Source organism: Mycobacterium sp. IDUB_3 (genome assembly GCF_055419585.1).
Genome location: NZ_JBVAXZ010000002.1, coordinates 752,629 through 776,231 on the forward strand (window position 1 = coordinate 752,629; position 23,603 = coordinate 776,231).

22 protein-coding genes are annotated in these 23,603 nt (G+C 67.5%); 14 read left to right on the forward strand and 8 right to left on the reverse strand.

Annotated features, from left to right (window positions below):
• Nucleotides 1-52: 52 nt before the first annotated feature.
• From ACZYVJ_RS24605 to mptB, 3 genes are all read right to left on the reverse strand, one after another.
• Nucleotides 53-763 (reverse strand): ABC transporter permease, encoded by a 711-nt coding sequence (locus ACZYVJ_RS24605; protein WP_463833870.1) that lies wholly within the window; start codon nt 761-763, stop codon nt 53-55.
• A gap of 77 nt (nt 764-840) precedes the next feature.
• A complete protein-coding gene (locus tag ACZYVJ_RS24610; RefSeq protein WP_463833737.1) occupies nt 841-1,812 on the reverse strand; it encodes an ABC transporter ATP-binding protein in 972 nt (323 codons plus the stop codon).
• Complete coding sequence (gene mptB / locus ACZYVJ_RS24615; RefSeq protein ID WP_463833738.1) at nt 1,809-3,515, reverse strand: polyprenol phosphomannose-dependent alpha 1,6 mannosyltransferase MptB; 1,707 nt, start codon at nt 3,513-3,515, stop codon at nt 1,809-1,811. The genes ACZYVJ_RS24610 and mptB overlap by 4 nt, the downstream gene beginning before the upstream one ends.
• A gap of 80 nt (nt 3,516-3,595) precedes the next feature.
• Between mptB and ACZYVJ_RS24620 the strand changes: the two genes are divergently transcribed.
• The 7 genes from ACZYVJ_RS24620 to ACZYVJ_RS24650 are packed head-to-tail and all read left to right on the forward strand — an operon-like array spanning nt 3,596 to nt 9,926.
• Nucleotides 3,596-4,417 (forward strand): helix-turn-helix transcriptional regulator, encoded by an 822-nt coding sequence (locus ACZYVJ_RS24620; RefSeq protein WP_463833739.1) that lies wholly within the window; start codon nt 3,596-3,598, stop codon nt 4,415-4,417.
• Complete coding sequence (sufB, locus tag ACZYVJ_RS24625) at nt 4,414-5,862, forward strand: Fe-S cluster assembly protein SufB (protein ID WP_463833740.1); 1,449 nt, start codon at nt 4,414-4,416, stop codon at nt 5,860-5,862. The genes ACZYVJ_RS24620 and sufB overlap by 4 nt, the downstream gene beginning before the upstream one ends.
• Nucleotides 5,859-7,064 carry a Fe-S cluster assembly protein SufD gene (sufD, locus tag ACZYVJ_RS24630; protein WP_463833741.1) on the forward strand — a complete coding sequence of 402 codons (1,206 nt, stop codon included), beginning with the start codon at nt 5,859-5,861 and terminating at the stop codon, nt 7,062-7,064. The genes sufB and sufD overlap by 4 nt, the downstream gene beginning before the upstream one ends.
• Nucleotides 7,061-7,843, forward strand: a complete 783-nt coding sequence (gene sufC / locus ACZYVJ_RS24635; RefSeq protein WP_463833742.1) for a Fe-S cluster assembly ATPase SufC — start codon at nt 7,061-7,063, stop codon at nt 7,841-7,843. The genes sufD and sufC overlap by 4 nt, the downstream gene beginning before the upstream one ends.
• A gap of 1 nt (nt 7,844) precedes the next feature.
• On the forward strand, nt 7,845-9,107 hold the full coding sequence (locus ACZYVJ_RS24640) for a cysteine desulfurase (RefSeq protein ID WP_463833743.1): 1,263 nt from the start codon (nt 7,845-7,847) through the stop codon (nt 9,105-9,107).
• A complete protein-coding gene (gene sufU, locus ACZYVJ_RS24645; protein WP_075233623.1) occupies nt 9,104-9,604 on the forward strand; it encodes a Fe-S cluster assembly sulfur transfer protein SufU in 501 nt (166 codons plus the stop codon). Before ACZYVJ_RS24640 ends, sufU begins: the two co-directional genes overlap by 4 nt.
• Nucleotides 9,579-9,926 carry a metal-sulfur cluster assembly factor gene (locus ACZYVJ_RS24650; protein ID WP_463833744.1) on the forward strand — a complete coding sequence of 116 codons (348 nt, stop codon included), beginning with the start codon at nt 9,579-9,581 and terminating at the stop codon, nt 9,924-9,926. The genes sufU and ACZYVJ_RS24650 overlap by 26 nt, the downstream gene beginning before the upstream one ends.
• A 34-nt stretch (nt 9,927-9,960) precedes the next feature.
• Here ACZYVJ_RS24650 and ACZYVJ_RS24655 read toward each other — a convergent pair whose 3' ends face one another.
• The 3 genes from ACZYVJ_RS24655 to ACZYVJ_RS24665 form a co-directional block, all read right to left on the reverse strand.
• Nucleotides 9,961-10,704, reverse strand: coding sequence for a DUF5666 domain-containing protein (locus ACZYVJ_RS24655; RefSeq protein WP_463833871.1), 744 nt, complete (start codon nt 10,702-10,704; stop codon nt 9,961-9,963).
• 146 nt (nt 10,705-10,850) lie between these two features.
• Nucleotides 10,851-11,627, reverse strand: coding sequence for a DUF5666 domain-containing protein (locus ACZYVJ_RS24660; RefSeq protein WP_463833745.1), 777 nt, complete (start codon nt 11,625-11,627; stop codon nt 10,851-10,853).
• Between the two features lie 81 nt (nt 11,628-11,708).
• Nucleotides 11,709-13,535, reverse strand: coding sequence for an acyl-CoA dehydrogenase (locus ACZYVJ_RS24665; protein WP_463833746.1), 1,827 nt, complete (start codon nt 13,533-13,535; stop codon nt 11,709-11,711).
• Nucleotides 13,536-13,687: 152 nt separating this feature from the next.
• Between ACZYVJ_RS24665 and trxA the strand changes: the two genes are divergently transcribed.
• The 4 genes from trxA (at nt 13,688) to ACZYVJ_RS24685 (ending at nt 16,869) form a co-directional block, all read left to right on the forward strand.
• Nucleotides 13,688-14,041, forward strand: a complete 354-nt coding sequence (gene trxA / locus ACZYVJ_RS24670; protein WP_044485223.1) for a thioredoxin — start codon at nt 13,688-13,690, stop codon at nt 14,039-14,041.
• A gap of 55 nt (nt 14,042-14,096) precedes the next feature.
• The gene (locus ACZYVJ_RS24675) at nt 14,097-14,906 is read left to right on the forward strand and encodes an enoyl-CoA hydratase (RefSeq protein ID WP_463833747.1); all 810 of its coding nucleotides are present in this window, start codon (nt 14,097-14,099) and stop codon (nt 14,904-14,906) included.
• Between the two features lie 26 nt (nt 14,907-14,932).
• Complete coding sequence (locus ACZYVJ_RS24680) at nt 14,933-16,570, forward strand: ABC-F family ATP-binding cassette domain-containing protein (protein WP_463833748.1); 1,638 nt, start codon at nt 14,933-14,935, stop codon at nt 16,568-16,570.
• Nucleotides 16,571-16,671: 101 nt separating this feature from the next.
• Entirely contained in the window at nt 16,672-16,869 is a 198-nt protein-coding gene (locus ACZYVJ_RS24685; protein ID WP_463833872.1) for a helix-turn-helix domain-containing protein, read from the forward strand.
• A 38-nt stretch (nt 16,870-16,907) separates the two neighbouring features.
• Here ACZYVJ_RS24685 and ACZYVJ_RS24690 read toward each other — a convergent pair whose 3' ends face one another.
• Nucleotides 16,908-17,498: a TetR/AcrR family transcriptional regulator gene (locus ACZYVJ_RS24690; RefSeq protein WP_463833749.1), complete on the reverse strand. Its 591-nt coding sequence runs from the start codon at nt 17,496-17,498 to the stop codon at nt 16,908-16,910.
• A 24-nt stretch (nt 17,499-17,522) separates the two neighbouring features.
• Nucleotides 17,523-20,354, reverse strand: a complete 2,832-nt coding sequence (locus ACZYVJ_RS24695; protein ID WP_463833750.1) for an aconitate hydratase — start codon at nt 20,352-20,354, stop codon at nt 17,523-17,525.
• Between the two features lie 201 nt (nt 20,355-20,555).
• On the opposite strand from ACZYVJ_RS24695, the gene ACZYVJ_RS24700 reads away from it, so the two are divergent.
• The 3 genes from ACZYVJ_RS24700 (at nt 20,556) to ripB (ending at nt 23,591) form a co-directional block, all read left to right on the forward strand.
• Nucleotides 20,556-21,143, forward strand: coding sequence for an Rv1476 family membrane protein (locus tag ACZYVJ_RS24700; RefSeq protein ID WP_463833751.1), 588 nt, complete (start codon nt 20,556-20,558; stop codon nt 21,141-21,143).
• 239 nt (nt 21,144-21,382) lie between these two features.
• Nucleotides 21,383-22,831: an NlpC/P60 family peptidoglycan endopeptidase RipA gene (ripA, locus tag ACZYVJ_RS24705; protein ID WP_463833752.1), complete on the forward strand. Its 1,449-nt coding sequence runs from the start codon at nt 21,383-21,385 to the stop codon at nt 22,829-22,831.
• A gap of 25 nt (nt 22,832-22,856) precedes the next feature.
• Nucleotides 22,857-23,591: an NlpC/P60 family peptidoglycan endopeptidase RipB gene (gene ripB / locus ACZYVJ_RS24710; RefSeq protein WP_463833874.1), complete on the forward strand. Its 735-nt coding sequence runs from the start codon at nt 22,857-22,859 to the stop codon at nt 23,589-23,591.
• The last annotated feature ends 12 nt before the right edge of the window (nt 23,592-23,603 follow it).

The window sequence follows — 23,603 nt, forward strand, 5'->3', positions numbered from 1 at the left end:
ATCCTAAGGCACCGAAAACTACGACTTGTAGTACGGCCGGTGCGCACCCAGGTCAGGTGAAGCGGAACCAGCGCAGCGCGCTCAGCGCGCCCACCGCGCCCCAGGCCAGCAGAACGACCACGCCGAACCAGTCCACCGACATGGTCATCGCCTGCGAGAGCGCCTCGGTGAGCGCGCCGGACGGGGTCAGCCGGGCCGCGAGTTTGACCGCCGCCGGGGTGATCCCGGTTTCCAGGGTGAGCGCGCCCAGGCCGGCGAAGACGAACCACAGCAGGTTGGCGACCGCCAGCACGATCTCGGCGCGCAGCGTCCCGCCGAGCAGCAGCCCCAGCGCCGCGAACACCGCGGTGCCCAGCGCGATGACCGCCGCGCCCAGCGCCAGCGCCGTCGGCGTGGGGCGCCAACCCAGCGCAAAACCGATGACGCCCAACAGGATTGCCTGGAGGAACACCACGGTGACCACGGCCAGCGACTTGCCCGCGATGATGCCCCACACCGGAAGCGGGGTGGCGCCCAGCCGCTTGAGCGCGCCGTAGCGCCGATCGAAGGCGACGGCGATCGCCTGCCCGGTGAACGACGTCGAGATCACCGCCAGCGCCATGATGACCGGGGTGAAGGTCGCCGCGCGGTGCTGGCCGAACGAACCTAGCGGCAGCAGCGTCAGCCCCACCAGCAGCGTGATCGGGATGAACATGGTCAGCAGCAGTTGTTCGCCGTTGCGCAGCAGCAGCTTGAGCTCCAAACCGAATTGCGCGGCAAGCATTTTCGGCACCGCGCTGGGCCGCGGGTCGGGAGCAAAGGTGCCGGCGGGGAACACGCTCGATCGAGTCTCGTTGTCCGTCAAGGCCGTAACTTCCTGCCGGTGAGGTCGAGGAACACATCCTCGAGGCTGCGTTGCTCGACGCGCATGTCGGTGGCCAGCACGTCGATCCGCGCGCACCAGGCGGTGACGGTCGCCAGCACCTGGGGGTCGACGTGCCCCTCGACCAGGTACTCGCCCGGCGTCACCTCGGTGGCCTTATAGTCTTCCGGCAGGGCGGCGGACAGCAACGACAGATCGAGGCGCGGCGGTGCGCTGAACCGCAATTGGTCCTTGGCCCCGCTGCGCGTCAGCTCCGTGGGCGTGCCGGAGGCCACCGTGGCCCCGTGGTCGATGATCACCAGCCGGTCGGCGAGCTCCTCGGCCTCCTTGAGCTGGTGGGTGGTCAGCACTACAGTCACGCCGTCGCGGCGCAGCGCGTCGATCAGTTCCCAGACCAGCAGCCGGGCGTGGGCGTCCATGCCCGCGGTGGGCTCGTCGAGGAACACCAGTTCGGGACGGCCGACCAGCGCGCACGCCAGCGCCAGCCGCTGCTGCTGGCCGCCGGAGAGCCGACGGTAGGTGGTGCGGGCGGCGTCGGTGAGGCCCAGCGTGTCCAGCAGCCAGGCCGGGTCCAGCGGGTCGGCGGCATAGGCGGCCACCAGGTTGAGCATCTCGCCCGCCCGGGCCGCGGGGTAACCGCCGCCGCCCTGCAGCATCACCCCGATCCGCGCCCGCAGCCGCGCGTTGTCGGCGATCGGGTCCAGGCCGAGCACCTCGATGGTGCCGGCGTCCGGGCGCACGAAGCCCTCGCACATCTCGACCGTCGTCGTCTTGCCGGCGCCGTTGGGGCCGAGCAGGGCCAGCACCTCGGCGGTGTACACCTCGAGATCGAGATTGGAGACGGCCTCCACGGCCGTCGCGCCGGATCCGTATTTCTTGGTGACTCCGCGCAGCCGCACCACTGCGTCGGGGGATTCGCGCGCTTCGCGGACGGGAAAGGCCGAGCTCACGTGGAATCAGCGTAGGCGTCATGCGCCGGCGCCGGGCGGGGGGTCGGCGGAGTTACCGGCGTCGCCGCCGTGTCGTTGACCGGTTCGCCGTCGGATTCGGTGTCCTGGACCGGCGGGCGGCGCCACGGCAGGCGGGTGTAGGTCAACGCGATGAGCGCGACGACGATGACCGTGCTGGCCAGGGTGGCGTCGATGATCTGGAACAGCGCGAACCGGTCGCCGTTGGCGGTCGGGCCGAAGATCCCGACGACCAGGCTGATGACGATGGCCGCCACCCGGAAGCCGGTCCGGGTCGCCCAGGCCGCCAGCGGGATGATGGCCCACAGCAGGTACCAGGGCTGCACGACGGGGAACAGCAGCACCGTGATGCCCAGCGCGACGCCCAGCCCGCCGATCGGGTGCAGCCGGCCGCGGAAGACGGCCAGCAGCAACCACGCCACCATGACCGTGATGATCAGCACGCCGATCCCACGGGTCAGCCCCAGCACCGCGGTGGTGTGATCGCCCAGGCCCAGCAGGATGCCGACCTGCCCGGTGCCGAGCGCCAGCAGCGTCGGTGGCGACATCCAGCTGCGCACCACGTTGGCGGTGCCCAGCGTGTAGACCCAGCCGAATCCGAGGCCGCTGGCCCAGCCGACCAGCGCCATCACCGCCAGCGACAACGTCGCCATGCCGCAGCCCGCCAGCAGCAGTGCGCGCAGGGTGCCGCCGCAGCGGTAGGCCAGCGCCATCGTGACGAAGCCCAGCGCCAGCAACGACGGCAGCTTCACCTGCGACGACAACACGATCAGCACCGAACCGGCGAACAGCATGCCCAGCGGTTCCCAGTCCGGGCCCAACCGCTTCCACGACGCCGGCAGCAACCGGGGTGCGTCGATGCCGCGCAGCGCGAACTCGGCCCCGGCCAGCATCAGTCCCAGCATCAGCGCCTCGTTGTGGGCGCCGGCCACCAGATGCATGATCAGCAGCGGGTTGGCCGCCCCCAGCCACAGCGCGCTGACCTCGGCGACGCCGCAGCGCCGGGCCAGCCGCGGGGTCGCCCAGACGATCAGTCCCACCCCCAGCAGCTCCACCAGCCGGTGGCACAACACCGCGGCGACGATGTTCTCCCCGGTGATCGCGGAGATGCCGCGCCCGATCCACAGGAACAGCGGCCCATAGGGTGCGGGCGTCTCGCGCCACAGCGTCGGCACCGACAGCGTGAAGATGTGCGACAGGCCCAGGCCCGACGCCGGGCCCACTCGGTAGGGGTCCAGACCCTCCAGCGAGATCTGGCTCTGCGCCAGGTAGGAGTAGACGTCCTTGCTGTACATCGGCGGGGCGATCAACAGGGGCAGGACCCAGAGCAGCAGGGTGCGGTCCAGGTCGCCGCGCGACATCCGCCGGTTTCCCAGCGCGAACCGGCCGAGCATCAACCAGGCCAGCGCCATCATGACCGCGCCGGTGGTCGTCATGGTCAACGACACGGTCTGGATGCGCGACGGCAGGTTGAGCAGGCGCACCCCGAACGTGGGGTCCTGCACGACGGGCCGGGCGCCGGCGCCCAGCGCGCCGATCGCCATCACCACCGTGCCGGTCGCGCCGAACAGCCGGATGCGGCGCAGCGCGGTGAGCTCGGTATCGTTCAGCGGCGAACCCACCGGTTGCTCGTCGCCGTGCAGACTGGCGATCGATGAGCTCAGCGTGTGGTGGCGGGCTGCCATCAGAGCAGCGTAGCCGCCGGATGGATAGGGTCACCGCCGCGCCGTGGCTGTGAGCAGCGCAACGCCAGGACAGGGGACCCTTGCTAGACCGATCCCCGGAATTGCGTCACACTGGTGTTGTGAAAATCCGAACCAGCCCCGATGGGGCCACTGGTGTCGGCGTAGCCGCTACCGCGGCGGACGTCGGCGCATCGGTGCCGGATGGTCACACCCGCCGCGCGATCGTGCGGCTGCTGCTGGAATCCGGATCGATCACCGCCGTCGAGATCGGTGACCGGTTGGGTCTGGCGGCCGCCGGCGTGCGACGGCATCTCGACGCCCTGATCGAGGCGGGCGACGCCGAGTCCACGGCGCCCGCGGCGTGGCAGCACGTGGGGCGCGGGCGTCCCGCCAAGCGCTATCGGCTCACCGCGGCAGGCCGGGCCAAGCTCGACCACGCCTACGACGACCTGGCGGCGGCGGCCATGCGGCAACTCCGCGAGATCGGTGGTGAAGAGGCGGTGCAGGCCTTCGCCCGGCAGCGCATCGACACCATCCTGGCCGACGTTCCCGCCGCCGACAGCGCGGCGGACACCGACGTCGAGGCGGCGGCCGACCGGATCGCCACCGCGCTGACCAAGGCCGGCTACGTCACCACCACCACGCAGGTCGGCGGGCCGATCCACGGCGTGCAGATCTGCCAGCACCACTGCCCGGTGTCGCACGTCGCCGAGGAGTTCCCCGAGCTGTGCGACGCCGAGCAACAGGCCATGGCCGAGGTGCTGGGCACCCACGTCCAGCGATTGGGGACCATTGTCAACGGCAACTGCGCCTGCACCACGCACGTACCCCTGACCCAGCCATCAAGCACGGCGCCCAGCCCGCGCCGCGACACCACGAGCATCAAAGGAGCGTCTCGATGACACTCACACCCGAGGCCAGCAAGACGGCGACCGTGCCGTTGACCCAGGAAGAGGCGATCGCCTCCCTGGGCAAGTACGGCTACGGCTGGGCGGACTCCGACGTCGCCGGGGCCAGCGCCCAGCGCGGCCTGTCCGAGGCCGTCGTCCGCGACATCTCGGCGAAGAAGAACGAGCCCGAATGGATGCTGCAGACCCGGCTGAAGGCGCTGCGCATCTTCGACCGCAAGCCGATGCCGAACTGGGGCTCGAACCTGGGCGGCATCGACTTCGACAACATCAAGTACTTTGTGCGCTCCAGCGAGAAGCAGGCGGCGACGTGGGACGATCTGCCCGCGGACATCAAGAACACCTACGACAGGCTGGGCATCCCGGAAGCCGAGAAGCAGCGGCTGGTCTCCGGCGTCGCGGCCCAGTACGAGTCGGAGGTCGTCTACCACTCCATCCGTGAAGACCTGGAAAAGCAGGGCGTCATCTTCCAGGACACCGACACGGCGCTGCGCGAACACCCCGAGTTCTTCCAGGAGTACTTCGGCACCGTGATCCCGGCCGGGGACAACAAGTTCTCCGCGCTGAACACCGCGGTGTGGAGCGGCGGCTCGTTCATTTACGTCCCGAAGGGCGTGCACGTCGACATCCCGCTGCAGGCCTACTTCCGGATCAACACCGAGAACATGGGCCAGTTCGAGCGGACGCTGATCATCGCCGACGAGGGCTCCTACGTGCACTACGTCGAGGGCTGCACCGCTCCGATCTACAAGTCGGACTCGCTGCACTCGGCGGTGGTCGAGATCATCGTGAAACCCAATGCGCGCGTTCGCTACACGACGATCCAGAACTGGTCGGGCAACGTCTACAACCTGGTCACCAAGCGGGCCCGCGCCGAGGCAGGCGCCACCATGGAGTGGATCGACGGCAACATCGGTTCGAAGGTCACCATGAAGTATCCGGCGGTCTGGATGACCGGCGAGCACGCCAAGGGCGAGGTGCTCTCGGTCGCCTTCGCCGGCGAAGACCAGCACCAGGACACCGGGGCGAAGATGCTGCACCTGGCGCCGAACACGTCGAGCAACATCGTGTCCAAGTCCGTGGCGCGCGGCGGCGGCCGCACCTCCTACCGCGGCCTGGTGCAGGTGAACAAGGGCGCGCACGGATCGCGTTCCAGCGTGAAATGTGATGCGCTGCTGGTGGATACGATCAGCCGCAGCGACACCTACCCCTACGTCGACATCCGCGAGGACGACGTCACCATGGGCCACGAGGCCACCGTGTCGAAGGTCAGCGAGAACCAGCTGTTCTACCTGATGAGCCGCGGCCTGACCGAGGACGAGGCGATGGCCATGGTGGTGCGCGGCTTCGTCGAGCCGATCGCCAAAGAGCTGCCGATGGAGTACGCCCTGGAGCTCAACCGGCTGATCGAGTTGCAGATGGAGGGCGCTGTCGGATGACGCGCGCCGGTGACAATCTGACTTCGGCCGTCGAGGGGAGTTCGCTTACCGCATTGAATAAGGGGGAGTTGTTCTCCTCGTTCGATGTGGACGCGTTCGAGGTCCCGCACGGCCGCGACGAAATCTGGCGGTTCACCCCGCTGCGCCGGCTGCGCGGCCTGCACGACGGCTCTGCGCGCGCCACCGGCAAGGCCGGGATCAGCGTCAGCGAGCAGCCCGGCCTGCGGGTCGAGACCGTCTCCCGCGGCGACGAGCGGCTCGGCCAGGCCGGCGTGCCGACCGACCGTGTTGCCGCGCAAGCATTTTCATCGTTCAACTCCGCGACCCTGATCACCGTCGAGCGCGACACCCGCATCGCCGACCCGATCGGAGTCACCGTCACCGGCCCCGGCGAGGGCGCGGTGGCCTACGGGCACCTGCAGATCCGGGTCTCCGAGCTCGCCGAGGCCGTCGTCGTCATCGACCACGGGGGCAGCGGAACCCTGGCCGACAACGTCGAATTCGTCGTCGACGACGCCGCCCGGCTCACCGTGGTGTGGCTGGCCGACTGGGCCGACGACGCCGTGCACGTCAGCATGCAACACGCCAAGCTGGGCAAGGACGCGGTGCTGCGCCACGTCGTGGTCATGCTCGGTGGCGAAGTGGTGCGGCTGACCGCCAACGTGCGGTACCTGGGCCCCGGCGGCGACGCCGAGTTGCTCGGCCTGTACTTCGCCGACGACGGGCAGCACCTGGAGTCGCGGCTGCTGGTGGACCACGCCCACCCCAACTGCAAGTCGAATGTGCTGTACAAGGGTGCGCTGCAAGGCGATCCGGACTCCGCGTTGCCCGACGCGCACACGGTCTGGATCGGCGACGTGTTGATCCGCGCCGACGCCGCCGGCACCGACACCTTCGAGGTGAACCGGAACCTGGTGCTCACCGACGGGGCGCGCGCCGACTCGGTGCCCAACCTGGAGATCGAGACGGGCGAGATCGTCGGCGCCGGGCACGCCAGTGCCACTGGGCGTTTCGACGACGAGCAACTGTTCTACCTACGCTCCCGCGGCATCCCCGAGGAGCAGGCGCGCCGCCTGGTCATCCGCGGCTTCTTCGCCGAAATCATCTCCAAGATCGCGGTGCCCGAGATACGGGAACGCCTGACCGCAGCCATCGAACACGAACTGGCCATCACGGAAAAGACGGAAACAACAACCTTATGACCACTCTGGAAATCAAAGATCTGCACGTCAGCGTCGTCAACCCGAACGCCGCTGATTCCGAGCGCGAGATCCCCATCCTCAACGGCGTCGACCTGACGGTGAAATCCGGTGAGACACATGCCTTGATGGGCCCCAACGGGTCGGGCAAGTCGACGCTGTCCTACGCCATCGCCGGGCACCCCAAGTACACGGTGACCTCGGGCTCCATCACGCTGGACGGCCAGGACGTGCTGGCGATGAGCATCGACGAGCGCGCCCGGGCCGGAATCTTCTTGGCCATGCAGTATCCCGTCGAGGTGCCGGGAGTGTCTGTGTCGAACTTCCTGCGCTCGGCGGCGACCTCCGTGCGCGGCGAGGCTCCGAAGCTGCGGCACTGGGTCAAAGAGGTCAAGGCGGCCATGGGCTCGCTGGAGATCGACCCGGCCTTCGCCGAGCGCAGCGTCAACGAGGGCTTTTCCGGCGGCGAGAAGAAGCGCCACGAGATTCTGCAGCTGGAATTGCTCAAGCCCAAGATCGCGATCCTCGACGAGACCGACTCCGGCCTCGACGTCGACGCGCTGCGGGTGGTCAGCGAGGGCGTGAACCGCTATGCGGAAACAGAGCATGGGGGCATCCTGCTGATCACGCACTACACCCGCATCCTGCGCTACATCCATCCGGAATACGTGCACGTGTTCGTCGGCGGGCGGATCGCCGAATCCGGCGGTCCGGAGCTGGCCGACGAACTCGAGCAGAACGGCTACGTCCGCTTCACTCAAGCGGCGGCAACCGGGGCCTGACATGGCTACACCTTCGGCGGCGGTCTCACCCCTGGATGTCGCGGCCATCCGCGCCGATTTCCCCATCCTCAAGCGCGTCATGCGCAGCGGAAATCCGTTGGTGTACCTGGATTCCGGTGCGACGTCGCAGCGGCCGCTGCAGGTGCTCGACGCCGAGCGGGAGTTTCTGCTGACCTCCAACGGCGCCGTGCACCGGGGTGCGCACCAGCTGATGGAGGAGGCCACCGACGCCTACGAGCAGGGGCGCGCCGACATCGCGGCGTTCGTGGGCGCCGACGCGCACGAGCTGGTGTTCACCAAGAACGCCACCGAGGCGCTCAACCTGATGTCATATGTGCTGGGGGACCAGCGTTTCGGCCGTGCGGTCGGCCCCGGCGACATCATCGTCACCACCGAGCTCGAGCACCACGCCAATCTGGTTCCGTGGCAGGAACTCGCCCGGCGCACCGGGGCGACGCTGCGCTGGTATGGCGTGACGGACGACGGGCGCATCGACCTCGACTCGCTGCAGCTCGACGAACGCGTCAAAGTCGTTGCCTTCACCCATCATTCGAACGTCACCGGCGCTGTGGCCCCGGTGGCCGAGCTGGTCAGCCGCGCCCGGGCAGTGGGCGCGCTCACCGTGCTCGACGCCTGTCAGTCGGTGCCGCACCAGCCCGTCGACTTCCACGCCCTCGATGTGGACTTCGCCGCGTTTTCTGGACATAAGATGTTGGGCCCCAACGGCATCGGCGTCCTGTACGGCCGGCAAGAGGTGCTGTCGTCGCTGCCGCCGTTCTTGACCGGTGGCTCGATGATCGAGGCCGTGACCATGGAAGGGTCCACCTATGCGGCAGTGCCGCAGCGGTTCGAGGCCGGCACTCCGATGACCTCGCAGGTGGTCGGGTTGGGCGCGGCCACGCGCTATCTCGGCGCCCTGGGTATGGAGGCCGTGCAGGCCCACGAGCGCCAGCTGGTCGCCGCGGCCATCGACGGCCTGTCCGGCATCGACGCCGTGCGCATCGTCGGGCCGCTGTCCATGGAGAACCGCGCCTCGCCGGTGTCTTTCGTCGTCGACGGCGTGCACGCCCACGACGTAGGGCAGGTGCTCGACGATGAGGGCGTCGCGGTGCGGGTGGGACACCACTGCGCCATGCCGCTGCATCGCCGGTTCGGCCTCGCGGCCACCGCCCGGGCGTCCTTCGGGGTGTACAACACCGCCGAGGAGGTCGAGCGTTTGGTGGCCGGTGTGCGCCGCACTCTGGATTTCTTCGGGAGAGGCTGACATTGCGTCTCGAGCAGATGTATCAGGACGTGATCCTGGATCACTACAAGCACCCGCAGCATCGCGGGCTGCGGGAGCCGTTCGGCGCCGAGGTGTTTCACGTCAACCCCGTCTGCGGTGACGAGGTCACCCTGAGGGTGGCGCTGTCCGAGGACGGCGAGACGGTCGCCGACGTGTCCTACGACGGGCAGGGCTGCTCCATCAGCCAGGCCGCGACCTCGGTGCTCACCCAACAGGTGATCGGTCAAAGCGTCGGCGAGGCGCTCAAGACCATCACCGCGTTCACCGAGATGGTGTCCTCGCGCGGCACCATCGAGGGCGACGAGGACGTGCTGGGCGACGGGATCGCGTTCGCCGGGGTGGCCAAATACCCGGCGCGGGTGAAATGCGCACTATTGGGCTGGATGGCGTTCAAAGATGCTTTGGCCAAAGCTTGTTCGGACCAGGAAGCAGACTTCGAGGAGGTCACAGATGAGCGAAACCACCGCGCAGGGTGAGGAATTCCTTGCCGACCTCGAGGAGGCGATGCGTGACGTCGTCGACCCCGAACTCGGCATCAACGTCGTCGATCTGGGGCTCGTTTACGGGCTGAACGTCGAGGACGGCGAGGGGGGCACGGTCGCGCTGATCGACATGACGCTGACGTCGGCGGCCTGCCCGCTGACCGATGTGATCGAAGACCAGTCACGCAGCGCGTTGGTGGGCGCGGGCCTGGTGGACGACCTGCGGATCAACTGGGTGTGGAACCCGCCGTGGGGTCCGGACAAGATCACCGAGGAAGGCCGCGAGCAGCTGCGCGCCCTCGGCTTCACCGTCTGAGGCAGGATTCTGCCTGCACTGCCGTTGCCCGTCCCTAGAGGTGGATGTGCGGAAGGTGAGGCAGGTGCAGGTGGGGGTGCGGGCGTCCCATGGGTGGGCACGTCTCCACACTGATCATCGTCGCGTGCAGGGCGCCACCGTCTTGAATTCCTTGGGCCCCAATGCATTTACCGTTCGTGATCGCCTCGGTGTCCGACGGCGTCTGCCGCTGGTATGAGGTCGAGTCGGCGACGGTCACGTTGGTAGTGGCGCCCGGCCCGCCCGGGCCCAGACCGTTGACGGCGATCGTGTTGCCCGATACCGACGCCACGGTGCCGTAGAAGCCGGCGGGCGGCGGGCATTTGCCGTCCGCGGATTGGGTGACCGTCACCGCCTGCGCGGTGATGGCACCGGGGGGCGGCGCGCTCTGCGGGGTGGCTTTGACGTTCACGCAACTGCCGGGCATCACATCGGTCAGCTTCGCCGGGGTGACGTCGACGACCCTGGTCTGCGGTGTGTAGTCGACGGTCGCCGAGCCGGATCGCGTCCGAAGCGCGACCGTGCCATTCGAATTCGACTGCACCATGCCCTCGACGTAGTCCTTGCCGACCGGAGGTGGCGGGGGTGGCGGGGGCCCTGGCGGCGGCGCGGCGCTGGGGGCGGCGCTCGGCGGGACCGCCGTGGCGGCCGGCGGGGCGCTGCTGGTCGACGCGTCGTGTGAGGAGCCACACATGACGATGCACAGCGCGACGAAGGCAACAATGACGCCGAGCGCGATCTGTGTCCGCCGGGTCTTCAACGATAGGGCAGGCACAGAACTCATCTCCGATCAAACGTTTCGCCGCCCTAAGCAATTACCCCCGCCGGGCGCGGTTCTCACGCCGCGCCGGCAGGAGTGACGACAATCTCAGTCAGCCCGAGCCGGGGTCAGCCGCCCTGGCCGGGCTACTTGGGCTTGCCGCATTTGCCATCGACGGCCTGCCGCAACTTGATGCTCGTCGCTTGCAGCGCGCCGCCGTTGTCCTGGGTTCCGCGCGCGGACAGGCATTTACCCGGCGTGATCGCGTCGGTGTTCGCGGACGACTGCTTGCTGTATTTGGTCTTGTCATCGACCGTCACGGTCGTTTGCGTCGTGTTGCCGCTGGGATCGGTGTTGGTCAAGTTGATGGTGTTACCAGACACCGACGCCACCGAGCCGCGGACCCAGGCCGGCTTCGCGGGCGCCTGCGACGGCGGAAGGGACGGCGGCGTGGTGGTCGACGCGCCCGGCGCGGACTGCGGGGGCTTGGGGCAGGCGCCGTTCACGGACTCGCTGATCTTCACCGACGCGGCCGTGACCGCCTGGCCGGGTGCCGGCGTCGATCCCTCCGCCGGCTTCACGCTGACACAGCTGCCCGGGGTGACGTCCGGAAGCCCGGCCGGAACGGCTTCGGTGATCTTGGTGGTGGAGGTGAAGTTGACCGAGGCGGTCGCGTTGTCTTCCTTGGTGACCTGGATGGAGTTGCCGGCCACCGAGGCGATCAGACCACTGACCCGCGCTTCGGCGTTAGGGGCGGGCGACGTTTTCGTCGACGTGATGGTGGACGTCGACGTTGAGGTGGAAGTTGACGTGGAACTGGTGTTGTTCGAAGAGCCGCAGGCGGACAGGGACAATGCGGTGGCTCCTGCGACGGCGAAGACCGCGAAGCGAGTGAGCCGGGGCACTTGACAGCTGGCAGACATCAACGTTTCTCCATTCGTCGGTTAGAGCCAACGTCATGGTTTACCCGTTTAAACTGTGCCTAACCTGTGTATCTGGCGCGCTCAGAACGCCTCTTCGGCCACCTTCATGATCTCGTCGTCGACGGCCCCGATGACGCCGCGCAGCGAGGTGAGCTTCGGCAGCATGTTCTTGGCGAAGAACCCCGCGGTCGCGACTTTGCCCCGGTAAAACGCTTCGTCGTTCCCGGCCCCATCGGCCAGCGCACGGGTCGCGATCTGGGCCTGCACCAGCAGCCGCCAGCCGATCAGCAGATCGCCGACCGCGAGCAGATAGCGCACCGATCCCAGCCCCACCTTGTAGATCTCTTCTGCGTGTTGGGTCGCGGACATCAGGTAGCCGGTCAGCGCACCCGTCATGGCCGTGACATCGTCGTACGCGGTCTGCACCAGCTGGGCGATCGGCTTGAGCGACTCGTCGCAATCGTCGATGGTGGCGGTGATCTGAGTCGTCAAGAACTGCAGGGCCTGACCCCGGTCGCGCACGATCTTGCGGAAGAAGAAGTCCAGCGCCTGGATGGCGGTGGTGCCCTCATAGAGCGAATCGATCTTGGAATCGCGGATGTACTGCTCGAGTGGATAGTCGGCCAAAAAGCCGGAACCGCCCAGCGTCTGCAGCGACTCGGTCAGTACCTCGTAGGCCCGCTCCGAGCTGACCCCCTTGACGATCGGTAGCAGCAGATCGTCGATGCGGTGCGCCATCTCGGGATCGGCGCCCGAAACACGTTGGGCCACAGCGCCATCCTGGTGAGCGGCGGCATACATGTAGAGCGCGCGCAGGCCCTCCGCGTACGCCTTCTGGGTCATCAGGCTGCGGCGGACATCGGGATGGTGGATGATCGTGACTCGCGGCGCGGTCTTGTCGGACATCTGCGTCAGGTCTGCACCCTGCACCCGTTCCTTGGCGAAGGCCAGCGCGTTCAGGTACCCCGTGGACAGCGTGCCGGCGGCTTTGACGCCAATCGTCATGCGTGCCTGCTCGATCACGGTGAACATCTGCGCGATACCCCGGTGCTCGTCGCCGACCAGGTAGCCGACGGCGGGCACATCCGTTGCGCCGAAAGTCAATTCGCACGTGGGGGAGGACTTGATGCCCATCTTGTGTTCCACCCCGGTGACGTAAACGCCGTTGCGGGGGCCGAGCTCGAAGGTGTCGGGGTCGAACAGGAAGTTCGGCACGTAGAACAGGCTCAGTCCCTTGGTGCCCGGTCCGGCGCCCTCCGGGCGGGCCAGCACCAGATGGAAGATGTTCTCGGCGGTATCGCCCACGTCGCCGCCGGAGATGAAACGCTTCACGCCCTCGATGTGCCAGGTGCCGTCGGGTTGTTCGATGGCTTTGGCGCGGCCGGCGCCGACGTCGGAACCCGCGTCGGGCTCGGTGAGCACCATGGTGGCCGCCCAGCCTCGCTCCACGCCCTGCGCGGCCCATTGCCGTTGCTGCTCGTTGCCCTCGACGAACAACGCCTGAGACATGAACGGGCCCAGGCAAAAGAAATTCGCCGACGGGTTGGCGCAGATGAGCATCTCGTTGACCGCCCACGCCAGCGGCGGCGGGGCGGGCATGCCGCCGATCTCTTCGGCCATGCCCAGCCGCCACCAGCCGGCCTCCTTGAGCGCCGCCACCGTCTTGGCCAACTCGTCGGGCACCGTGATCTTGTGCTCGGCCGGGTCGAATACCGGTGGATTGCGGTCGGCGAAGGCGAAGGATTCGGCGACGGGGCCCTCGGCGAGGCGAGCGGCTTCGGCCAATATCGTTTTGACCGTGTCCTCGTCGAGGTCGCTGTAGCCGCCGGTGCTCAAAACGGCGCCGATATCGAGCACTTCGAAAAGGTTGAACTCGATATCACGCACGTTTGCGATGTAGTGGCCCAACGCGATTCCCTCACTGGTCCTCGAGGCGGCGGATCGTCAGGCACAGTCTGTCGGACGCGGGAAAACGTACGCAACCGTAACCAGCGCGGGGCCGGGCGGCGCAATCCCGCGCGACGGGGAACATCGCTTCAGCCCCGGGCGTTCCAACACATGTGACAACACTTGATCTCACCGCTGAGAAGTTCAACGAAACCATCGAGGGCAACGACATCGTTCTCGTCGACTTCTGGGCGTCCTGGTGCGGGCCATGCCGCCAGTTCGGTCCTACTTTCCAGGCGTCGGCGGAAAAACACCCCGACATCGTGCACGCGAAAGTCGACACCGAGGCCGAACAACAGCTGGCCGCGGCCGCCCAGATCCGGTCAATTCCCACGCTGATGGCCTTCAAGAAGGGGAAACTGCTGTTCAACCAGCCCGGTGCCCTGCCGCCGGCCGCCCTTGAGGACCTGGTGCAGCAAGTCCGCGCCTTCGACGTCGACGCCGCCGAGGCCGGGCAGGCCGAATAAGCCGCACACCGCGCTGTCCGCAGTACCACGGTTAGCTACGCGCTAGGTTGCATGGGTGAGTTTGGTACTGGTAGACCAGCCGCGCCCCGGCGTAGCGCTGATAACGCTGAATCGGCCCGAGCGGATGAACTCCATGGCGTTCGACGTCATGCTTCCGCTCAAGGAGGCCCTGGAGAAGGTCACCTACGACAATTCGGTGCGCGTGGTCGTGCTGACCGGGGCCGGTCGAGGCTTCTCCTCCGGCGCCGATCACAAGTCCGCGGGCTCCGTGCCCCACGTCGGGGGGCTGACCCGCCCGACCTACGCGCTGCGCTCCATGGAGATCCTCGACGAGGTCATCCTGGCGCTGCGCCGGCTGCACCAGCCGGTGATCGCAGCGGTCAACGGCCCCGCGATCGGCGGCGGCTTGTGCCTGGCCATGGCCGCCGACATCCGGGTGGCCTCGACCAGTGCGTACTTTCGCGCCGCCGGCATCAACAACGGGCTGACCGCCAGCGAACTGGGCCTGTCTTACCTGCTGCCGCGGGCCATCGGCTCGTCCCGCGCCTTCGAGATCATGCTGACCGGTCGGGACGTCACCGCGGAGGAGGCCGAGCGCATCGGGCTGGTGTCCTGCCAGGTGCCCGAGGAGCAGTTGCTGGACACCTGCTACGCCATCGCCGCGCGGATGGCGGCCTTCTCGCGCCCGGGCATCGAGTTGACCAAGCGCACGCTGTGGAGTGGACTGGACGCCGGTAGCCTGGAAGGGCACATGCAAGCCGAAGGCTTGGGACAGCTTTTCGTCCGCCTGCTCACCGCCAACTTCGAAGAAGCGGTTGCCGCGCGCGCAGAACGACGACCACCGGTGTTCACCGACGACAAATAGGCGTCTTTTCAACAAGGAGAGCGATCGTGATCACGGCCACGGACCTCGAGGTCCGCGCTGGCGCGCGCATCCTGCTCTCCCCGGACGGTCCCGACCTGCGCGTGCAGCCCGGCGACCGCATCGGCCTGGTGGGCCGCAACGGCGCCGGTAAGACCACCACGCTGCGCATCCTGGCGGGGGAGACCGAGCCCTATGCGGGCGCAATCAACCGCGTCGGCGAAATCGGTTATCTGCCACAGGATCCCAAAGAGGGTGACCTCGACGTGCTGGCCCGCGACCGGGTCCTGTCGGCCCGCGGGCTCGACGTGTTGCTGACCGACCTGGAAAAGCAGCAGGCGTTGATGGCCGAGGTGGCCGACGACGACGCCCGCGACCGCGCGATCCGCCGGTACGGGCAGCTGGAGGAGCGTTTCGTCGCCCTGGGCGGCTACGGCGCGGAGAGCGAAGCGAGCCGCATCTGCGCGAGTCTCGGCCTGCCGGAACGGGTGCTGACGCAGCAGCTGCGCACCCTGTCCGGCGGCCAGCGCCGCCGGGTGGAGCTGGCCCGCATCCTGTTCGCCGCGTCGGAAGGCGGCGCGGGGATGTCGGGCTCGTCGACCACGCTGCTGCTCGACGAGCCGACCAACCACCTGGACGCGGATTCCATCGGCTGGCTGCGCGATTTCCTGCGCGCGCACACCGGCGGACTGGTGATCATCAGCCACAACGTCGAATTGCTCGCCGACGTCGTCAACCGGGTGTGGTTCCTGGACGCGGTGCGCGGCGAGGTCGACGTCTACAACATGACGTGGCAGAAATACCTCGACGCCCGGGCCACCGACGAGCAGCGCCGGCGCCGGGAACGCGCGAACGCCGAACGCAAGGCCACCGCGCTGCGTTCACAGGCCGCCAAGCTCGGCGCCAAGGCCACCAAAGCCGTTGCCGCGCAAAACATGTTGCGTCGCGCCGACCGGATGATGGCCGCGCTCGACGACGAGCGGGTGGCTGACAAGGTGGCCCGCATCAAGTTTCCCAACCCGGCCGCGTGCGGGCGCACGCCGCTGGTGGCCAGCGGGCTGAGCAAGTCTTACGGGTCGCTGGAGGTGTTCACCGGTGTCGACCTGGCGATCGACCGCGGCTCGCGGGTGGTGGTGCTGGGCCTCAACGGCGCCGGCAAGACCACCCTGCTGAGAATCCTGGCCGGCACCGAAGCCCCCGACACTGGCGGACTCGAGCCGGGGCACGGGCTGCGGATCGGCTACTTCGCCCAGGAGCACGACACGCTCGACAACGATGCGACCGTGTGGGAGAACATCCGCCACGCCGCACCGGATTCGGGCGAGCAGGACCTGCGCGGCCTGCTGGGCGCGTTCATGTTCAGCGGCCCCCAGCTCGACCAGCCGGCGGGCACGCTGTCCGGCGGCGAGAAGACCCGGCTCGCGCTGGCGGGTTTAGTGGCCTCCACCGCCAACGTGCTGCTGCTCGACGAGCCGACGAACAACCTCGACCCGGCCTCGCGCGAGCAGGTGCTCGACGCGCTGCGCAGTTACCAGGGCGCGGTGGTGTTGGTGACGCACGACCCGGGAGCCGCCGAGGCGCTCGACCCGCAGCGCGTCGTGCTGTTGCCCGACGGCACCGAGGACTTCTGGTCAGACGAATATCGGGATCTCATCGAGCTCGCCTGATTTCGCGGGCGATTTGGCGAAATCGGCCCGCGGTCGCCAGCGGCTTCTTACTCTGGGTGCTTGCGATCGTGTCCCGCGCCGGAGGAGCCATGAAGAGAACACTGCAAAGGTCGGCCAAGACACGCGACCAGTTGTTGGACGAGCTGCGCCACGCCTACGAAGGCGGCGCCAGCATCCGCAGCCTGGTCGCGAAGACCGGCAGGTCCTATGGGTCGGTTCATAGCCTGCTACGGGAGTCGGGCACCACGATGCGCAGCCGTGGCGGCCCCAACCGGACCGCCAAAACCGTGCGGGCGTAGCGTCACTGCGAAATCTCGTCCCCTTGTTCGCAGTGACGTTACGATCGCTTCTCAGAGTCCCCAGAATCACTGCGGCGCACCGAGTTTTCCACCAGATCCAGGACCGCGGATAGGCGCTGCGGGTCCTCGCCGGACGCCGACCTGGCCACCAGGCCGTCGAGCACCAACTCCAGATAGCACTGCAGTACGTCGCCGGGCACATCGTCGCGCACCCGGTGTGCCTCCGTCTGCCGACGCAACCGATCGGTGGTCGCCGCCGCCAGCTCGGCCGAACGTTCCGCCCATCCCTGGCTGAACGCGGGATCGTTGCGCAGCTTGCGGGCGATCTCCAATCTGGTGGCCAGCCAGTCGAACTGGTCCGGCGCGGCCAGCATGTCGCGCATCACCTGGATGAGTCCGGCGCGGGAGGCCACGTCGGCCATCCGCTCGGCGTCCTCGTGAGCGAGGGCGAAAAACAGCGCGTCCTTGTCCCGGAAGTGGTGGAAGATCGCGCCGCGCGACATCCCGATCGCCTTCTCCAGCCGGCGCACCGTCGCTTTCTCGTAGCCGTATTCGGCAAAGCAACGGCGGGCGCCGTCGAGGATCTGGCGGCGGCGCGCCGCCAGATGGTCCTCGCTGACCTTTGGCATGGGGTGATCTGGATCGGGTTGGGGTTAGCCCGACTTGAGCATGTTGCGCAGCACGTACTGCAGGATGCCGCCGTTGCGGTAGTAGTCGGCCTCCCCGGGGGTGTCGATGCGCACCACCGCGTCGAACTCGACTGTGCCATTGTCGGCAGCCTTGCCGTCCGATTTGCTTGCCTTGACGTGCACCGTCTTTGGCGTCTTGCCGTTGTTGAGCTCTTCGATCCCGGTGATGTCGAACACCTCGGTGCCGTCCAGACCCAGGTCGGTTGCCGACTTGCCGTCGGGGAACTGCAACGGGATCACCCCCATGCCGATCAGGTTGGAGCGGTGGATGCGCTCGAAAGACTCGGCGATCACCGCGCGCACGCCCAGCAGCCGGGTGCCCTTGGCGGCCCAGTCGCGGGACGAGCCTGACCCGTATTCCTTGCCGCCCAGCACCACCAGCGGAATGTCTTGTGCCGCATAGTTTTGCGCCGCGTCGTAGATGAACGCCTGCGGCCCGCCGTCCTGGGTGAAGTCGCGGGTGTAGCCGCCGGACACGTCGTCGAGCAGCATGTTGCGCAGCCGGATGTTGGCGAACGTGCCTCGGATCATCACCTCGTGGTTGCCGCGCCGCGACCCGAAGGAGTTGTAATCCTTGCGTTCCACGCCGTGCTCGTCGAGGTACTGCGCCGCCGGGGTGCCCGGCTTGATGCTGCTGGCGGGGGAGATGTGGTCGGTGGTCACCGAGTCGCCCAGCAACGCCAGCACTCGCGCGCCGGTGATGTCGGCGACCGGCTCGGGCTCGGCCGGCATGCCGTCGAAATACGGGGGCTTGCGGACGTAGGTCGAATCCGCGTTCCACTCAAAGGTATTGCCGCTCGGGGTGGGCAGGTTGCGCCACCGCTCGTCGCCCTTGAACACGTCGCCGTAGTTCTTGGTGAACATCTCCTGATTGATCGCCGAGGCGATCGTGTCGGAGACATCCTGCTGCGACGGCCAGATGTCTTTCAGGAAGACGTCGTTGCCTTCTTTATCGGTGCCCAGCGGCTGCGACTCGAAGTCGAAGTCCATGGTGCCGGCCAGCGCGTAGGCGACCACCAGCGGCGGCGACGCCAGGTAGTTCATCTTGACGTCGGGGTTGATGCGGCCCTCGAAGTTCCGGTTACCCGAGAGCACGGCGGTCACAGACAGGTCGTTGTCGTTGATGGCCTTCGAGACTTCGTCGGGCAGCGGACCGGAGTTGCCGATGCAGGTGGTGCAGCCGTAGCCGACCAGGTAGAAGCCGAGCTTCTCCAGATACGGCCACAGGCCGGCTTTGTCGTAGTAGTCGTTGACCACCTGCGAGCCGGGCGCCATGGTGGTCTTCACCCACGGCTTGGACGCCAGGCCCTTCTCGACGGCGTTGCGGGCCAGCAGCGCGGCGCCCAGCATCACCTCGGGGTTGGAGGTGTTGGTGCACGACGTGACCGCGGCGATCACCACCGCGCCGTGGTCGAGCACGAATTCGCCTCGCTCGTCGGACTTTACGGTCACCGGGTTGCTTGGGCGGCCCTTGGCGTGTGCGGCCGCCGAGTGCACCTCGGGGACGTCGTCGGCATGTCCGTTCGACACCGCGCCGGGATCGCTGGCCGGGAAGGTCTCTTCAACCGACTCGTCCAGCTTGGAGTAGCCCTGCTGGGCGTCCGTGTCACCGTCGACGTAGCTGAAGATCTGCTCGCGGAACGTGGACTTGGCGGCCGACAAGGCGATTCGGTCCTGCGGGCGCTTGGGGCCGGCGATCGACGGCACCACCGTGGACAGGTCGAGCTCGAGGTACTCCGAGAACGCGGGCTCGTGGTCGGGGTCGTGCCACAGCCCCTGCTCCTTGGCGTAGGCCTCCACCAGCGCCAGTTGCCGGTCGGTGCGGCCGGTGAACTTGAGGTAGGAGATGGTCTCCTCGTCGATGGGGAAAATGGCTGCGGTGGAACCGAATTCGGGGCTCATGTTGCCCAGTGTGGCGCGGTTGGCCAGCGGCACTTCGGAAACACCCTTGCCGTAGAACTCGACGAACTTGCCGACGACACCGTGCTTGCGCAGCATCTCGGTGACGGTCAGCACGACGTCGGTGGCGGTGACGCCGGCCTGGATCTCACCGGTCAGCTTGAAGCCGACGACGCGCGGGATCAGCATCGACACCGGCTGGCCCAGCATCGCGGCCTCGGCCTCGATGCCGCCGACGCCCCAACCCAGCACGCCCAGGCCGTTGACCATCGTGGTGTGCGAGTCCGTTCCCACACAGGTGTCCGGGTAGGCCACGCCGTCGCGCTCCATGACCACGCTGGCCAGGTACTCGATGTTGACCTGGTGCACGATGCCGGTGCCCGGGGGCACCACCTTGAAGTCCTGGAAAGCTCCCTGGCCCCAGCGCAGGAACTGATAGCGCTCGCCGTTGCGCTGGTACTCGATCTCGACGTTGCGCTCGAACGCGTCGGGCGTGCCGAACAGGTCGGCGATCACCGAGTGGTCGATCACCAGGTCGGCCGGCGCGAGCGGGTTGACCTTGTCCGCCTTGCCGCCGAGTTCGCCGATGGCCTCGCGCATGGTGGCCAGGTCGACGATGCAGGGGACGCCGGTGAAGTCCTGCATCACCACGCGGGCGGGGGTGTATTGGATCTCAATGCTGGGTTCCGCCTTGGGATCCCAGTTCGCGATGGCCTCGATGTGGTCTTTGGTGATGTTGGTGCCGTCCTCGTTGCGCAACAGATTCTCGGCCAGCACCTTGAGGCTGTAGGGGAGCTTCTCTGTGTTGGGGACGGCGTCGAGACGATAGATCTGGTAACTCTGGTCGCCGACCTCGAGGGTGTCGCGGGCTTCGAACGAATTCACAGAATCAGTCACTTCAACTCCAGAGTCTTTAGTTCTCCCACCGCGACGGGCTGGCGTCGGCGGGTCGTCGAAACGATCATGCAACTTTAACAGTACGCTTGTCCTGCATTACGGCGGCACTCCTGATTTCAGTCTTGTCGGCGCGGCCGGCGGTTTAAACCCCCGACGTTGAAGTCGCGTACGGTGCCTCTAGCACTACCGCAGGAGGCGCAGATGACCGTGCACGATTCGTTCGTTGCACCGCTACCGCAAGACACCGCGTTCTCGCACTCGACGCTGCCGCTCTACATTCCGGTGGACGTCGACATGACCATGGTGAAGGCTCAGGTCGCCGCCACCGGAGTCAGTGCGCCGCCGTCGGCGATGCCGGGACTGCTCGATGTGGTCAACCAGGCGCACGCCGACGGCATCAATCTGAAGATCGTGCTGCTCGACCACAACCCGCCGAACGACACCCCGTTGCGCGACATCTCGACGGTGGTTGGTGCGGACTATCACGACGCGACGGTGCTGACGCTCAGCCCGAGCTATGTCGGCAGCTACAGCACGCAGTTCGCCCGCGTCACGCTCGAGGCCGGCGAGGACAACGCCAAGACCGGCAATCCGGTGGTCTCCGCGCAGCATTTTCTGCATGAGTTGGACACGCCCGAGTTTCCCTGGACCGGCCTGACGATTTTCCTGTTGATCGCCGTCTTCGCGGCGGCCGTCGGCACCCGGTTGTTGCAGTTGCGTAGCAAGCGCTCAGCAACGCAGGACGACACCGCGGCAACTTCCGCCCTCGACACCAATACCGCCGTGTAACCACCGGTATTCGCTTCTTCGGGTTCCGTCGACGAACCCTCACGGCCGACTGCGGCAAACCGAGCAGGTCACCGTTCGGTCACATTAAACGCACGTAGAGAGTGCGATTTCGGTGGAGCGTTTGCACGCCCACCTGTGTGACGTACGGTGCAAATGATGCTGGTGTTGTCTTTGGCGCCTTTCGGGGAATCTGTGGCTGGCGCCGCCCGTCGTGTTGAGCCGTAGGAGACCTGAGTCGAATGAGACGCTCACGCTGGGGGTCTTCTGCGCGACCGGCCGCAAGGTTGGTGCGGCCCGTCGTCCCGTCCGTTCTGAGCCTGGCGCTGTTGATTGCGACGCCGGGCCTCGCGGAGGCCGATCCCACCGCCGACAACCTGGCCGCACTCATCGCCAACGTCGCCAAGGCGAACCAGCGGCTGCAGAACCTGAGCGCCGAAATCCAGACCGAACAAGAAAGCGTCAACAAGGCCCTGGTCGACGTCGAGACGGCACGGGACAACGCGGCCACCGCCGAGCACGATGTGGAGGCCAGCCAACAGGCGGTCAAAGACGCCAACATCGCCATCGCCGGGGCGCAGCGCCGCTTCGATACATTCGCCGCAGCCACCTATATGAATGGCCCGTCGAACAGCTACCTGACGGCGAGCAGCCCCGACGACATCATCGCGACCGAAGCCGCCGCCAAGAATTTGACCGCGAGCTCGCAGACCGTGATGGCCAAGCTGCAGCAGGCCCGCACCGAGCAGGTGAACAAGGAATCGGCGGCGCGGCTGGCCAAGCGGAATGCCGACAAGGCCGCCGCCGACGCCAAGTCCAGCCAGGACGCAGCAGTGGCGGCGCTGACCAACTCCAAGCAGAAGTTCGACCAGCAGCGCGAAGACATCATTCGCCTTGCCGCCGAACGGGATCAGGCTCAGGTCAAGCTCGAGGCGGCCAAGCGCGAGGCCGCGCGGCGGTGGTCCGCCGGTGCCGGCGGGCCTGGTGCGCCCGCATCGGGCGACCGGTGGGAGACCGGATCGCCGGGTGGGCCGGCGCCGTCGTCCGGGGGGCGTCAGTGGGATGGCGCCTGGGACCCGACGTTGCCGATGATCCCGAGCGCCAACGTTCCGGGCGACCCGATCGCGGTGATCAACCAGGTGCTCGGCATCTCGGCCACCTCGACTCAGGTCACCGCCGGTCTGGGCCGCAACTTCCTGCAGCAGATGGGCATCCTCAAGCCCGACGACACCGGCATCACCAACGCGGCGCCCGGTGGCGTCGGCGGTCGCATTCCGCGGGTGTACGGCCGGCAGGCCACCGAATACGTGATCCGGCGCGGCATGTCGCAGATCGGCGTGCCCTACTCCTGGGGCGGCGGCAACGCGGCCGGTCCGAGTAAGGGCATCGACTCCGGGGCCGGCATCACCGGCTTCGACTGTTCGGGTCTGGTGCTGTATTCGTTTGCCGGGGTGGGCATCAAGCTGCCGCACTACTCGGGCTCGCAGTACAACCTGGGCCGCAAGATCCCGTCCTCGCAGATGCGCCGCGGCGACGTCATCTTCTACGGCCCGGGCGGCAGCCAGCACGTCACGATCTACCTCGGCGACGGTCAGATGCTCGAGGCTCCCGACATCGGGTTGAAGGTCCGCGTCGCCCCGGTCCGCACCAGCGGCATGACGCCCTACGTGATCCGATACATCGAGTGGTGATCGAGTGAGTACTGAACGGACAGCCATGCGCCGCAACCGGTTTCGTCTCATCAACTTCGCCTGGATCACCGCAGTGGTGTCCGGGCTGATGTTTTCTGTGGCGGCCCCGGCTCCGCTGGCCGGTGCCGACCCGGGCCAGTGGGACCCCACCCTGCCGGCCCAGATCAGTGCCGGCGCGCCCGGCGACCCGCTCGCCGTCGCCAACGCCTCGCTGCAGGCCACCGCCCAGGCCACCCAGACCACGATGGATCTGGGCAAGCAATTCTTGAGCGGGCTCGGGATCAACCTCGGTGGCGATCCTCCCGCCGCGGCGGCCACCCCGAGCAACCCCGGCGCCAAAATTCCGCGGGCAAACGGCCGGCAGGCCATCGAGTACGTGATTCGCCGGATGGGCTCCCAAATGGGGGTGCCGTATTCGTGGGGCGGTGGCTCGTTGGACGGCCCGAGCAAGGGCGTCGGCGACGGCGCCAACATCAACGGCTTCGACTGCTCGGGCCTGATGCGGTACGGATTCGCCGGCGTCGGCGTGCTGATCCCGCGGTTCTCCGGCGACCAGTACAACGCCGGGCGCCACATCCCGCCGGACCAGGCCCGGCGCGGCGACCTGATCTTCTACGGCCCGGGCGGCAGCCAACACGTCACCATGTACCTGGGCAACGGCCAGATGCTCGAGGCGTCAGGCAGCGCCGCCAAGGTTACGGTCAGCCCGGTTCGTAAGCCCGGCATGACGCCGTTCCTGACCAGGATCATCGAGTACTGATCCAGGCCAGCG

Bases quoted from the DNA above. Each gene is read 5' to 3' on its own strand.
- ACZYVJ_RS24605 (WP_463833870.1), bottom strand. From the start codon at position 763: ATGCTTGCCGCGCAATTCGGTTTGGAGCTCAAGCTGCTGCTGCGCAAC.
- mptB (WP_463833738.1), bottom strand. From the start codon at position 3,515: ATGGCAGCCCGCCACCACACGCTGAGCTCATCGATCGCCAGTCTGCAC.
- sufB (WP_463833740.1), top strand. From the start codon at position 4,414: ATGACACTCACACCCGAGGCCAGCAAGACGGCGACCGTGCCGTTGACC.
- sufD (WP_463833741.1), top strand. From the start codon at position 5,859: ATGACGCGCGCCGGTGACAATCTGACTTCGGCCGTCGAGGGGAGTTCG.
- sufC (WP_463833742.1), top strand. From the start codon at position 7,061: ATGACCACTCTGGAAATCAAAGATCTGCACGTCAGCGTCGTCAACCCG.
- ACZYVJ_RS24640 (WP_463833743.1), top strand. From the start codon at position 7,845: ATGGCTACACCTTCGGCGGCGGTCTCACCCCTGGATGTCGCGGCCATC.
- ACZYVJ_RS24650 (WP_463833744.1), top strand. From the start codon at position 9,579: ATGAGCGAAACCACCGCGCAGGGTGAGGAATTCCTTGCCGACCTCGAG.
- ACZYVJ_RS24660 (WP_463833745.1), bottom strand. From the start codon at position 11,627: ATGTCTGCCAGCTGTCAAGTGCCCCGGCTCACTCGCTTCGCGGTCTTC.
- ACZYVJ_RS24690 (WP_463833749.1), bottom strand. From the start codon at position 17,498: ATGCCAAAGGTCAGCGAGGACCATCTGGCGGCGCGCCGCCGCCAGATC.
- ACZYVJ_RS24700 (WP_463833751.1), top strand. From the start codon at position 20,556: ATGACCGTGCACGATTCGTTCGTTGCACCGCTACCGCAAGACACCGCG.
- ripA (WP_463833752.1), top strand. From the start codon at position 21,383: ATGAGACGCTCACGCTGGGGGTCTTCTGCGCGACCGGCCGCAAGGTTG.
- ripB (WP_463833874.1), top strand. From the start codon at position 22,857: ATGCGCCGCAACCGGTTTCGTCTCATCAACTTCGCCTGGATCACCGCA.